At 51.5% G+C, this 12,864-nt stretch carries 14 protein-coding genes; 9 read left to right on the plus strand and 5 right to left on the minus strand.

Annotated elements, in window-relative coordinates:
• Positions 1 to 57 precede the first annotated feature (57 nt).
• A complete protein-coding gene (locus tag J0A66_RS17380; RefSeq protein WP_206575119.1) occupies positions 58 to 1,227 on the minus strand; it encodes an isovaleryl-CoA dehydrogenase in 1,170 nt (389 codons plus the stop codon).
• Positions 1,224 to 1,622: a MerR family transcriptional regulator gene (locus J0A66_RS17385; RefSeq protein WP_206575120.1), complete on the minus strand. Its 399-nt coding sequence runs from the start codon at positions 1,620 to 1,622 to the stop codon at positions 1,224 to 1,226. Before J0A66_RS17385 ends, J0A66_RS17380 begins: the two co-directional genes overlap by 4 nt.
• A 227-nt stretch (positions 1,623 to 1,849) precedes the next feature.
• Here J0A66_RS17385 and J0A66_RS17390 point away from each other — a divergent pair, with 227 nt between their 5' ends.
• Positions 1,850 to 3,025, plus strand: a complete 1,176-nt coding sequence (locus tag J0A66_RS17390) for an acetyl-CoA C-acyltransferase (RefSeq protein ID WP_206575121.1) — start codon at positions 1,850 to 1,852, stop codon at positions 3,023 to 3,025.
• A 74-nt stretch (positions 3,026 to 3,099) separates the two neighbouring features.
• Here J0A66_RS17390 and J0A66_RS17395 read toward each other — a convergent pair whose 3' ends face one another.
• Entirely contained in the window at positions 3,100 to 3,399 is a 300-nt protein-coding gene (locus J0A66_RS17395) for a YciI-like protein (RefSeq protein WP_206575122.1), read from the minus strand.
• Positions 3,399 to 3,746, minus strand: coding sequence for an ArsR/SmtB family transcription factor (locus J0A66_RS17400; RefSeq protein WP_206575123.1), 348 nt, complete (start codon positions 3,744 to 3,746; stop codon positions 3,399 to 3,401). The genes J0A66_RS17395 and J0A66_RS17400 overlap by 1 nt, the downstream gene beginning before the upstream one ends.
• 168 nt (positions 3,747 to 3,914) lie before the next feature.
• Here J0A66_RS17400 and J0A66_RS17405 point away from each other — a divergent pair, with 168 nt between their 5' ends.
• From J0A66_RS17405 to J0A66_RS23960, 8 genes are all read left to right on the plus strand, one after another.
• Positions 3,915 to 4,799, plus strand: a complete 885-nt coding sequence (locus J0A66_RS17405; RefSeq protein ID WP_206575124.1) for a permease — start codon at positions 3,915 to 3,917, stop codon at positions 4,797 to 4,799.
• 2 nt (positions 4,800 to 4,801) lie between these two features.
• Entirely contained in the window at positions 4,802 to 6,157 is a 1,356-nt protein-coding gene (locus J0A66_RS17410) for a glutathione synthase (RefSeq protein ID WP_206575125.1), read from the plus strand.
• 1,033 nt (positions 6,158 to 7,190) lie between these two features.
• Positions 7,191 to 7,823 carry a DUF4336 domain-containing protein gene (locus J0A66_RS17415; protein WP_277603582.1) on the plus strand — a complete coding sequence of 211 codons (633 nt, stop codon included), beginning with the start codon at positions 7,191 to 7,193 and terminating at the stop codon, positions 7,821 to 7,823.
• A 465-nt stretch (positions 7,824 to 8,288) separates the two neighbouring features.
• Positions 8,289 to 9,773 (plus strand): Fic family protein, encoded by a 1,485-nt coding sequence (locus tag J0A66_RS17420; protein WP_206575127.1) that lies wholly within the window; start codon positions 8,289 to 8,291, stop codon positions 9,771 to 9,773.
• 659 nt (positions 9,774 to 10,432) lie between these two features.
• On the plus strand, positions 10,433 to 10,822 hold the full coding sequence (locus J0A66_RS17425) for a hypothetical protein (RefSeq protein WP_206575128.1): 390 nt from the start codon (positions 10,433 to 10,435) through the stop codon (positions 10,820 to 10,822).
• A gap of 273 nt (positions 10,823 to 11,095) precedes the next feature.
• Positions 11,096 to 11,353, plus strand: coding sequence for a transposase (locus tag J0A66_RS17430; RefSeq protein WP_338143915.1), 258 nt, complete (start codon positions 11,096 to 11,098; stop codon positions 11,351 to 11,353).
• A gap of 80 nt (positions 11,354 to 11,433) precedes the next feature.
• Entirely contained in the window at positions 11,434 to 12,468 is a 1,035-nt protein-coding gene (locus J0A66_RS17435) for a HEPN domain-containing protein (RefSeq protein ID WP_206575130.1), read from the plus strand.
• A gap of 137 nt (positions 12,469 to 12,605) precedes the next feature.
• Entirely contained in the window at positions 12,606 to 12,740 is a 135-nt protein-coding gene (locus J0A66_RS23960) for a DUF6998 domain-containing protein (RefSeq protein ID WP_439098879.1), read from the plus strand.
• Between the two features lie 45 nt (positions 12,741 to 12,785).
• On the opposite strand, the gene J0A66_RS23840 is transcribed toward J0A66_RS23960, so the two are convergent.
• Positions 12,786 to 12,864 (minus strand): integrase core domain-containing protein (locus tag J0A66_RS23840; protein WP_144020606.1); only part of this gene is annotated, 79 nt, incomplete at its 5' end.

A 12,864-nucleotide genomic window follows, 5' to 3' on the forward strand; every position in this document is an offset into this window, starting at 1 on the left:
CAGCTATCAATGGTCTGTGGCTTGCCTGACCACTGATAACTGCACACTGAAAACTTGTTACATCGATTCTTTAAAGAGTTCGCGGCCAATCAGCATGCGGCGGATCTCTGAGGTGCCGGCACCGATTTCATACAGCTTGGCATCACGCAACAAGCGTCCCGCCGGGAATTCATTGATATAGCCGTTACCGCCTAACAGCTGAATTGCATCCAGCGCCATTTTGGTGGCCAGCTCAGCCGAATAGAGGATAGCACCTGCGGCATCCTTACGGGTGGTTTCACCCCGGTCACAGGACTTGGCCACGGTGTAGACATAGGCCCGGGCGGCATTCATCTGGGTGTACATATCGGCCACTTTACCCTGTACCAGCTGGAACTCACCGATGCTCTGACCGAACTGCTTACGGTCATGAATATAAGGCACCACCAGATCCATACAGGCCTGCATAATGCCCAGGGGGCCGCCGGAGAGCACCAGACGTTCGTAGTCCAGGCCGCTCATCAGCACTTTAACGCCGCCGCCTTCCTGACCGAGGATGTTTTCGGCCGGCACTTCACAGTTGTCGAACACCAGCTCACAGGTGTTGGAGGAGCGCATGCCCAGCTTATCCAGCTTCTGTGCCTGACTGAAACCGGGGAAATCCCGCTCGACGATAAAGGCGGTGATGCCTTTGGGACCGGCATTCACATCGGTCTTGGCATAGATCACAAAGGTATGGGCATCAGGGCCGTTGGTGATCCACATCTTGTTGCCGTTTAGGATGTATTTGTCGCCTTTTTTCTCGGCGCGCAGCTTCATGCTGACCACGTCAGAGCCGGCATTGGGCTCGCTCATGGCCAGAGCACCAATCTGCTCGCCACTAATCAGGCCCGGCAGGTATTTTTTGCGCTGGGCATCGTTACCGTTTTTAAAGATCTGATTCACGCACAGGTTGGAATGGGCGCCGTAGCTCAGGCCGATACCGGCACTGGCGCGGCTGATTTCTTCCATGGCAATCACGTGGGCCAGGTAGCCCATATCGGCACCGCCATATTGCTCGGACACCGTTACCCCCAGCAGGCCCATTTCGCCGAATTTGGTCCACAGTTCGTTGGGGAAGGCATTGTCTTGGTCGGCCTTTTCCGCCAGCGGCGCAATCTCACCCTGGGCAAAGGCGTAGACGTGGTCGCGAAGCATATCGATTTCTTCGCCAAGACCGAAGTTCAGGGTAGGGTAAGGGGCGTTCATGCGAGTTTTCCTCTTGTCTGTTGTTCGAGTTCAATGCGACAGCGCTGCTCTAAGTCGTCCAGCTCATTCATCAGCATGCGGATGTCTTCCAGTTGCTGGGTCAGCACCGCACGCTTGTCGCGGATCATGTCCAGAATCACTTCATTCTGGGCACGGGAGTTTTCATTGCTGTCATATAGGTTAAACAGGGTTTTGGTTTCTGCCAGCGAGAAGCCCAACCTTTTGCCGCGCAGGATCAGCTTCAACCGGATCCTGTCCTTCTTGTGGTAAATGCGGGTCTGGCCGTTGCGCTCCGGCTCCAGCAGGCCCTGCTCCTCATAAAAACGAATGGAACGGGGAGTAATGTCAAATTCCTGTGCCAGTTCGCCGATGCTGAATGTCTTGCTCGCGGTCATGTGACTTTACGTTTACGTAAGCTGTAAGTTAACCTAAAGGTAAAGTAACAGTAACAGGGCGTCAACAATCCCTTGCGGTAAAGGCAATGGGTCGCGGCGAAAATGTCCACCAGGCTGTACGTTTGGCTTATGGTGCGCCGGGGAAGGTTGATTTAGCATGCAAATTGAACAGTGCAGCGCCTGGCTTGTCACACAGCCAGGCCCACAGGCAACATTGAGGAAATAACATGAGTCAGGATTCTGTAGTCATTGTCGCTGCCAAGCGCACCCCCATGGGCGGTTTTATGGGCAGCCTGTCAGGCGTGGCGGCCACTGAACTGGGCGCCAATGCCATCCAGAGCGTGGTGGAAAAAGTCGGCGCACAGGTCATCGATGAAGTGATCATGGGCTGCGTGCTGCCCGCAGGTCTTGGCCAGTCGCCGGCGCGTCAGGCCGCCATCAAGGCCGGTCTGCCACTGTCTGCCGGGGTCACCACCATTAACAAGGTCTGTGGCTCGGGTATGAAGGCGGTGATGCTGGCCCACGATCTGATCAAGGCCGGCAGCATCGATACTGCCGTGGCCGGCGGCATGGAAAGCATGAGCAACGCGCCCTACCTGCTGCCCAAAGCCCGCGGCGGATATCGCATGGGTCATGGCCAGGTGCTGGATCATATGATGCTGGACGGGCTGGAAAACGCCTATGACGGCCAGGCCATGGGCTGCTTTGCGCAAAGCACCGCCGATAAAGAAGGCATTGATCGTAACCAGATGGACGGTTTTGCCCTGTCGTCCCTGTCCAAGGCCAAACAGGCCATTGAAAGTGGTGCCTTTGCCGATGAAATCACCCCGGTGACGGTGGCGACCCGCAAGGGAGAGGTCACAGTGGACACCGATGAGGGCCCCGGCAGTGCCATGCCGGAGAAGATCCCCAACCTGCGTCCGGCCTTTAAGAAGGACGGCACGATCACCGCGGCCAATTCCAGCTCTATCTCTGACGGCGCGGCGGCTCTGGTGGTCATGCGCGAATCGGTGGCCAAGGCCAAAGGCCTCAAGCCCCTGGCCCGCATTGTGGGTCACAGCACCCACTCCATTGAGCCGGAAAACTTTACCGTGGCCCCGGTGGGCGCCATGCAAAAGCTGCTGGATAAGCTTGGCTGGCAGAGCAGCGATGTGGATCTGTATGAGATCAACGAAGCCTTTGCCATGGTGACCATGCTGGCCATTCGTCAACTGGAACTGGATGAAGCCAAGGTCAACGTCAACGGCGGTGCCTGTGCGCTGGGCCATCCTATCGGCGCATCCGGGGCGCGGATCCTGGTGACGTTGTTGCACGCCCTGAATAAGCGCGGCCTGACAAAAGGCGTGGCGTCTTTGTGTATCGGCGGCGGCGAAGCCACAGCCATTGCGGTAGAGATGGTTTGATAAGTAACCAGTGACGGGTAACGAGTGACAAGTTACCAGTAACAAGTGAACAAGCCGGGCAATGCCCGGCTTGTTTATGGGAACCGAACCGGCTCTAATCCCGCGCCAATTACGATATGCCAGGGCTGCACCTGCCAGCTTTTAACCAGTCCATTGACCACATAGGGATCCTGATGGGCAAAGGCTTCGGCCACCTCCGGTGAATCGCCCTTAAATAACAACAAGGCTTTGTCCACCGGCTCAGCGGTGGCGCCCCCGGCTAACAGTTCGCCGCGCTCTGTGGCGGCTTTGGCCAGCGCGATATGGTCAGCCCGATAGGTTGCCCGGCGCTCAAGGTAGTTGTCCACCACTTGATAGGTGAGCAGGTAATACATCAGTTGCACTCCTTATCGCAGGCCGCGTCACTTTTGCCCAAACGGGTCAAATCCGGCTGGCAGTCGCCGGCGCAACACTCCTCATATAAAAAGGCCAGCAGGTTTTCCATCTGCTCAAAGGCCACCTTGCAATACAGGGTGCGGCCCTCCCGGGACTGGCTCATCAGGTCTACCTTCATCAGCTTAGCCAGATGGTGGGAAAGGGTAGAGGCGGGGATATCCAGCTTGTCCTGGATTTCGCCCACGCTCAGACCGTGGTGTCCCGCCCGCACCAGCAGGCGAAAGATACCCAGGCGGGTAGGGTGGCCAAGTTCGGCCAGTTGATTGGCGGCGTGTTCGAGTTGCATGCAAAGATCTCGGTAACAGTTTTAATCATTCTATATTTCTAGAAGTATATTGACAATTCTATATATGTCGAAATATATTAGTTCCACATAGATGGAAATGAATACCGGTCAGTCAAAGGCCGCGACTTATTTCTACGTTTAACAATTCGATAATACTGGAAATATAAAATGACGAGCTTCCTTGATACGCTGCATTTCTTTGTCACCACATTGGCAGAGTTACTGGTGCTGTTTGTGCTGATCAGCATGTTGGTTGCCTATTTGCAGTACAAACTGCCCCGGGCCAGGGTGCAGGCATTGCTCTGTGGTGGCAGCGGCTATCTGAGTGCCGCCGCCATGGGCGCCATTACCCCGTTTTGCAGCTGTTCCACCTTACCCATGATGGTAGGGCTGCTGCGGGCCAATGCCGCCTTTGGTCCGGTGATGACCTTCTTATTTACCTCGCCCTTACTCAACCCGGTATTGGTGGTCCTGCTCTGGACGCTGTTCAGTCTGCCGCTGATGCTTTTATATGTGTCGCTGGTGCTGGTTGTCGCGCTCTTAAGTGGGGTGCTGTTACAACACTTCGGCTTTGACCGCTATGTGACCCTGCCACAGGAGTGCGGTTGCACCGGCGCCGCGGCTGTGCCCGGCAAACCTCCCACTATGGCTGAACTATTCAGGCTGGCGGTCACAGAAACCCGCAGCTTTTTGCCTTACTTATTGCTGGGTGTGCTGGCCGGTGCCCTGATCCACGGTTATGTGCCCGCCAGTTTGCTGGCCAGTGTCTCCCGTGACGGGCAGTGGTGGCTGATCCCACTGGCTGCCACCGGCGGGATCCTGCTGTATATCCGCGCCAGTACCATGTTGCCGCTGGCTGCCAGCCTGGTGGCCAAAGGAGTCAGCCTGGGCCCGGTGATGGCCCTGACCATAGGTGGCGCCGGCGCCAGCCTGCCGGAAATGATCCTGCTTAAACGCATCTTTCAGTGGCCGCTGATGCTGGCCTTTGTGGTGGTCGTGCTGGGCATGGCCTGTATTACCGGTTTTGGTATTCAGTTTCTGATGGAGGGCTGACCATGTTGCATCCTTTACCTATTAGCCAACTTAACTGGCAACAGGCCATGGCAGACCAGCAAATCGGTATGCTGGACACAGCCGGGCAATTTGCGCCGCTGCCGGTCAGCCTCAGTCCCTGGCGCCTGTCCACTGGTTTATGGTCCCAGGTCATCGCCAACAGTCAGTTGCTGGGCAACTTGCTCAGCGGCATCAGTCAGCAGCGTCAATGGCTGTTGCAGCAATTCACGCCGCTGATGTCGGGACACAGCCTCACCGGGGCGCTGGCCAGGCAGTTGTCGCAACTTGAGCCCGCGCAGATCCGGGCGCAGGGCCTGCCGCTGATGCGCCATGATATGTTACTGGATAAGGCCGGTAAGTGGCGCTGGGTGGAAAGTAACAGCATTGCCGCGGGTATGGGGCCGCTCAGTGAAAACTGGCAACAGTTGCTCCGGGCACAACTGGCCCCGTGTTGTCAGGTGGATAATCCGGCCACTTCGCGCCAGTCGGCCCTGTTGGCCGGAGCGGCCATGGCTATGCGCCGTCGATTCGACAACCAGGCGCCGTTAATGCTGTTTGTGGTGGAAGAGACAGAAGACAACCTGTTTGATCAGCAATGCCTGAGTCAGGCCATTGAAGCGCGGGGCGTCAGAGTCAAACGGATTACCCTGGAGCATCTTGCCAGCCTGGCTATTCGTAACCGGCGGCTTGTGTGGCCCGGCGATCAAAAGGACGCCGCTACCGAGGTGGATCTGCTGTACTTTCGCACCGGCTATAACCGCCAGGATTATCAAACCGAGGCGCAGCTTGCCCTTCGCGCCACCCTGGAAACCCTGGATCTGGTGCTGTGTCCCAATATTGCCCTGCAACTGGCCGGCAGCAAATGGCTGCAGGCCCGGTTATACGAATCCCTGCAGGCCCCCTGGACAGCAGCACAACTGCAGCGACAACTGAACCTCAGCCTGCCTGAGTTGGCCAGACTCCATTCACTGCTGGTGCCCTCGCGAACCCTGGACAGCGACGACAGCGCTGTACGGCACAAACTGGACAAGGGCTGGCTGCTGAAAAGCGAACAGGAAGGGGGCGGCTCGGTGCTGAACGGCCCGCAGGCTATAGACAGGTTAAAACAGGGCATTGCGCCCGATGCCGGCTGGATTGCCATGGCGCCTATTGATACCGCCATCAGGCAGGCGCCAGTGGCGGTATTACGCCAGGGACAGTTTGAGGACTGGTCCGGGGTGGTGTCCGAGCTGGGGCTGTTTACCCTGGGCAGCAAACAGCAATACGGGGGATACCTGCTTCGCAGTAAACCGGCCGGGCAACTGGAAGGTGGTGTGCACCGGGGTGGGGCGGTGCTGGATAGCTTGCAGGTTTGCTGAGTACATTGGTGTTTCTGGATTTTCACCACAGAGGGCACGAAGGACACGAAGAAGGGCGGTTCAGGCCTCTTCAAAAACCTTCGTGCTCGTCGTTACATTTGTAGTTTTAAATCGGATTGGCCTTTGGGGGACAGACCACAAAAGGCACGAAAAGAAACAAACCGCTGGCCCCTGAGTTGGTGTACCCCTGATCCCTTTCGTCCCTTTCGTCCCTTTTGTGTTTTTTGTGGTCAAACGCAGTGATACCAAATAAAGAAGACACAAAGCAGCACCAACCTGCCTAGTCAGGCCGGTGGTTCCGTCGTCCTGAACCTGGTTTCAGGACCTTTCTCAGATAGCGCAATGCCCGATGGTGCGAAACGAATAAAGAAGTGAAAAGGCAGCGCCGGATTGGCCTTCGCAGACACGCCGTGAATACTTCCCTGTAGGCTCTTCCGCAGCCTCCCTGCTGCAGAAGGTCTGCGAAGGCCAACCCGACACTGCCTCCCGCCTTTTCTCTATCTGTAAGTAATGGGTTTGCAGGCAGACCATTCGCTTTGGCGAATGGCCGCTGAAACTTGTCTCTGCACCTAAAAGCAGGTGAGAGCACCGCCATATCAGAAAAATATTAGTGAATCACTACACTTCATCGTAGCCACCATGACGGCCAGGCTGAAAGTCAACCTGGGCAAGGTCTAATGAGCATGGTACAAAAGAAATATGTAAAAGTACGGCAACGCTCCGTGTTTACCAGTGGGCTTTGCCGGTTATGAAACACTAGGGCCCGAGGAAAAGGGATTTTGATGATTTCTGAACCATACAAGCTACTCAAATTCATTCCGGCCACAGAAGACGTTGCCACCACTGGGCACCCTCACACCAGCCGTTTAGCCGGGAGTTGGGCATCAACCGGCATTCTTGCCAGATCTCAGCGTCACGAATTGACCAAATTCTGCATGCTGTCTGCCCCTAACATTAGTCGGGTATTAGTGTGAGCGCTCTAGAACCTTTTGGGGACCGGATCTGGATTTGTAACGGCCCTAGGGTGCGAATGATGACAATACCCTTCACTACCAGGATGACTATTGTCGAAGTTGAGCCTAGAGTGCTTTGGATTCATTCGCCGCTTCTACCAAACAGGGAGTTGCAACAAAAGATCGATGATTTGGGTTCTGTCAGATATCTAGTTGCTCCAAACAAAATCCATAGTCTGGGTGTCCAGCCGTGGAGAGAAAGATACCCCTTGGCTGAAGTATGGGTTTCACCGGAGTTCAATGAGCGACATCCAGAAATTCATGCAGAAAATTCGTTACTACAGAACGTTAATCCCCAATGGGCTGATGAAATAGACTACATGTGTTTCGAAGGCAGTAGCTTTCTCGATGAGGTGGTGTTTTTTCATAAGCGCTCTAGAACATTGATCCTCACTGATCTCATACAAAGACATGAGGCAGAGCGAGAGTCATGGTTTTGGCGGATCGTTAAACGTGCGGGAGGTGTTCTGGGAGCATCGGGCGGAACGGCTTATGATTTACGCTTCAGTTTCAAAAATAAAGAGGCGGCTAAAGCTAGCGCGCTATCAGTACTTGAGTGGGACTTTGACCGAGTAGTGATCTCCCATGGTATGTGCATAACAGAAGACGCTCACCCATATGTAGAGAAAGCATTTGAGTGGGCGATCAAGTAGACACTTGATTGAGTGGGTCTCGTTTTTTTTGTCGTCGTCATCCCTCCAATGTTCAACTTATCTGCAGAAAACTCTGCCCCGTAAAGGGCTAAACGAGTTGTGCGCTCGCACTCGTTTCTAGACGCCTTTTACCCCTGTAGGCTTTTCCGCAGCCTCCCTGCTGCAGAAGGTCAGCGAAGGCCAACCCGACACTGCCTCCCGCCTTTTCTTTATCTGTAAGTAATGGGTTTGCAGGCAGACCATTCGCTTTGGCGAATAGCTGCTGAAACCGGACTATCCACATACCTGCTTAGGTAAGAGCTTAATTTATATAAAAATTTGACCAGAGGCTGAGAGGAAGGATTGATTTTTGCTCGACTTATTCCCGAAGTCTTTATTTTGTCCACAATAATTCATTTATTGTCTTGAGTAGTTCGCGTTTTAGTGCTTTTATCTACTGTAATTCGTTCTCTTGGCAGGTGAACTATGCCATCTCTGATTTTTCCTAAAGATACCGCCGATGCAAAAAAGCTCTCTGTTGAGGTGCAAAAGGGGGCTCTTAAGCGGATTCGTCAGGGTATTTACACAGATGCTGCCTGGGAGGAGATCCCACAGTTGCTGAATAGCCGGTGGTATGAGGTCATCCAGTATTTGTTTCCCGATGCAATTGCATCCCATGTCACTGCAGTAAAGCTAAGACCAGAGAACAACATCGTTCATATCACCGCCGACCTGGGGAAGCGGCGTAAAATCAACATCAGTGATGCTTTGACCATTGATGTGCATCCCGGCAACGTCGCAGAGCTTACTGAACAATTTGTTCCCCAGTTGAAACGCAGTGCTCCGGCACGGCTGTTAATGGAAAACCTGCAGCTTTCACATCAGGATACCGATTTGCCAAAGGCTCTCGGCCAGTCATGGGTAGAGCAGGAGCTGCTTAGACGTTTAGAGCGTTACGGAGAAACGGACTTAAACCTTATTAGGGATGAGGCCAAGGCTCACTGTGTAGCGCTGGGTATGGAAAAGGAATGCCGTCAGCTGGATGAGCTGATAGGAGCCTTGTTGTCAACACGGCCGGACAAAGTGCTTCGCACTCCTGTTGCTATCGCAACAGCCAGGCAGGAGCCTTATGATCAAGGTCGTCTGGCCTTATTTGAACGGATGGCCGATTACCTGAACCGTTGCGACTTCCCACCCCGGCCATATCAATACAACAAGTCAGGTTGGCGCAATCTGGCCTTTTATGAGAGTTACTTTTCTAACTACATAGAAGGGACTGAGTTTGAAATCGATGAGGCAGAGCAGATTGTCTTTTCTAAACAGGCAATCCCAGATCGCCATGAAGACAGTCACGATGTACTGTCAGTCTATGACATTGTGCATGACTACACAGAAATGGTAACTGTGCCTGAATCAGCGAATGAACTGATGCATTTACTGACCTTGCGCCATGGACTCATTATGCATGCAAGATCGGACAAGCGGCCAGGTGAACTCAAAGTAAAACCGAACAAAGCAGGCGATACGCTGTTTGTTTTACCGGACAAAGTGGAAGGGACATTGGCGCGGGCTTTTTCTCTTTATCAGCAACTGGAGCCAGGTTTGGCGCGGGCTGTTTTCATGCAGTTTATGGTCACCGAATGCCACCCTTTTGATGACGGAAATGGCCGCCTGGCCAGAATCATGATGAATGCTGAGTTGGTGTGCCATGAGCAATTCAAGATTATTGTTCCAACCGTACACAGGGACAGTTATCTGAATGGCTTGCGCCAGGCGAGCCGTTCCGGCCGATTCAGAACGCTCTGTAAGGTTTTCGCAGACCTGCAAGCTTACACAAGCATTATTCCATGGGAAGAATACGGCGAAGCCAGAAGTACATTAGAGGCACATTGTGCCGACAAGCTGCCGGATGAGGGAGTGGCAGTTTTTAACAAACAAATCGCTCAGTTTAAAATTTCATTACCACCATAGGTGAGACAGCCTCTGCATCCAAACCCGATATGCTGCAAGATCAATAGGGTCATTGATCGTGCCAACTCTGTTTAAATCGCTACGAATTAGGGGTAGCGTGACAAAGGGATAAATTCACCACAGAGGGCACAAAGAACACGAAGAAGGGCGGTTCAAGCCTCTTCAAAAACCTTCGTGCGCTTCGCGACCTTTGTGGTTGTAAATCGGATTGGCCTTTGTGTTCAAAAGCAGTGATAACAAATAAAGAAACCAAAAGGCAGCGCCGGATTAGCCTTCGCAGACACGCCGTGGATACTTCCCTGTAGGCTCTTCCGCAGCTTCCCTGCTGCAGAAGGTCTGCGAAGGCCAAGCCGACACTGCCTCCCGCCTTTTCTTTATCTGTAAGTAATGGGTTTGCAGGCAGACCATTCGCTTTGGCGAATAGCTGCTGAAACCGGACTATCCACATACCTGCTTAGGTAAGAGCTTAATTTTTATAAAAATTTGACCAGAAGCTGAGAGGAAGTGTTTACTGGAGACACTTTGATAGGTTGTGGGGTGAGCGAAGAGCGGGATCGTGCACAATGCACGACCTGACCCCATACCCCAAAAAAGGTGGAGTGTGGAAGTACGGCAAAGTCCCGTGTTTAAACACAGGACTTTGCCAGACATGAAGCGTTATGTGTAAAAAGGTTTTAGCATTGATCGAATCAATACTTTACGAAAACAAAATTCACAAGGTTCTAAAAAAGGTTGCGAAGCAGCGTATCTCAATAATACTGCAACCTGGAAACGTGCCAGTTATTGAGCGCGCAGTGGGTAATGATGAAGCTACGCAGGCATTACTCTTAACTGCTCAAATCCGCGGATGGGTTGAAGTTCTTCATGAAGCTCTGCCAACAGGAAAGGTTGATGAACAGGGGAATCTTTCAGAATCATCATTTCAAAACATTCAGACACATTGGAGACTTACGGATTCTGGTTGGGCGGCAATACAAAGAAGGCATCAAATGGCAATTTTTAGTTTAATTGTTGGTTTGACAAGTATTTTTATTGCCATCAGCGCATAACAGAGGGTGAGAGGGGGCAGGTCTTGGATTGTTATACAATAACCACTTCTGGCGCCCAACGGGCCGGAGAGAGCTTCGACAGGTAGTTTAGAGCGACGAGATGACATTCTGCAAAATGCAAGACTTGACCCTGAACTCGGCTGAACTCGGGAAGAGACCTATCTGCTGCAACTTTACCGTTATATTGAGCTGAACCCGGTCAGAGCAGGCATGGTGGACGATCCGGCAGACTACAGCTGGTCGAGTTACCAAAGCAATGGGCTGGGTAAGCGAGTGAAACTGTTGACCCCTCATCCTCAATACCTGAAATTGGGCAAGACAGACGAAGAGCGACAATCCTGCTACCGGGAGCTATTCCGATATCAGGTAGAAGGCAAATTGCTAGATGACATCCGCAAGGCTGCCAATAAAGGGTTGGTGTTAGGTAGCAAGCGCTTTGTCGAGGAAGTGGAGGCGTTAACGGGAAAGCGACTTCGTGAAGGTAAACGGGGCAGGCGGGTCGGATGGCGGAAGGAGAGGGATTTAGTTTAATTTGGATCTGACCCTTTTTATTGCTTTTTATTGCTTCCAACCATCCGGAAATGCGGACGTTAGGGCTTTACAGAAAATTTATGAATGAATTTGAATTGAAACTTAGATTTATAACTGGAAGAAGTGATGAGGACAACTGGGAAGTCCATCAGGTAGAAGATATTCGGTTTTGGAAAGAGGCAGTAGACTTAATTTCGCTGAGAGAATGTCAACATAATGGTTGTATGATTTCAATTGAATCTGATTGGCGACCCGTTATTGATAAGTTAGAAAAGGATTTGAAACGAAATGTACAATTACATTCTGGTGAGGAAGTTGCTTTAGGTGATATTGGGGACGTGACAGAAGTCCCCGTCAAAATTCTAATATCAGGAACTAATGATCTGAGTGGGTATTTTTGGTATCCAAATCTTTTTCTAGAGTATTATGTATACGAGATATTTTTTGTATTGAATCTTTCAAGACCAGGGGTCTGTGACTTTTTTAGTTTAAGCTTGGAGGGTGTAGATAACCCTTGGCAGAAAAAATCAAGCAAGATAGAACATGAAAGGATCTCAAGTTATAACTTAGAATTTGCTTGGGAGAATTCATTTCGCGGCTTATTCCCATCGCTAAAAGAAATCCCAATTAATGATGTTATTAATTGGTACGAAAAAATTGATATAGGTCTAAAACAGAAGGCGACGAGACCGATCGAAAAAACTTTGTTCTCCTTTTACCACATTTGCAAAGCAGACGGTGACATATCATCAATTGTGTGGGTGTTTCACGCTCTTGAATCACTTTATAGTACTAAGGTTGGAGAAGGGTTCAGCAACTTAATTAACAGGATTTCAGCACTACTTTCTCTTGATGAGAAGCAGGTTTCTATACTTAAGAAAAATCTCAGGAAACTCTATGATATGAGAAGCTCTCTAATTCATGGGGGGTATGAAATATATCACCCAATGCGTAATGAGGTTGTAGATAAAACTATAGAAAATCAGTACAGCGAAATTTACGAAAATCATCAATTTGGGATTTCTATTTTAATTGCGAGCTTACAAGCCCTCATCGAAAAACGTTGGTATCGCATTAATGTAATAGAGCAATTAGATGGTAGCAACCGGCCCTAACAAGGGATTTTGATGATTTCCGAACCATACAAAATGCTTAAAACGCTACCCCCGCAGCGGGTGGCAGGGGCAAAAATACAATGCCGCTGCGCGATTATTGCATTGTGTTTTGCCTTTTAGCTCAAAGTTAAATGTCCATGATCGATCACGATAAATTCCGGAGCTTGGTCACCCAACTCTATGCCACGGTCAATGAGTTGGAGGCCATGTTCCCAGGTAGGCACTTTACTCCCGATGGTCACATGGTTGGTAGTTTGGGTGAATGCCTGTGACCTTTCCCCGAGATTAGTACCAATCCCTCAATGAGATTTTCCTGCTTAAGCTGCCTGTTTTGCATACTCAACAGGCGACATGTAATTCAGTGAGCTATGCGGGCGAACATGGTTGTAATGCTCG

The organism is Bowmanella dokdonensis, from assembly GCF_017254865.1.
Taxonomy (GTDB): Bacteria; Pseudomonadota; Gammaproteobacteria; order Enterobacterales; family Alteromonadaceae; genus Bowmanella; species Bowmanella dokdonensis.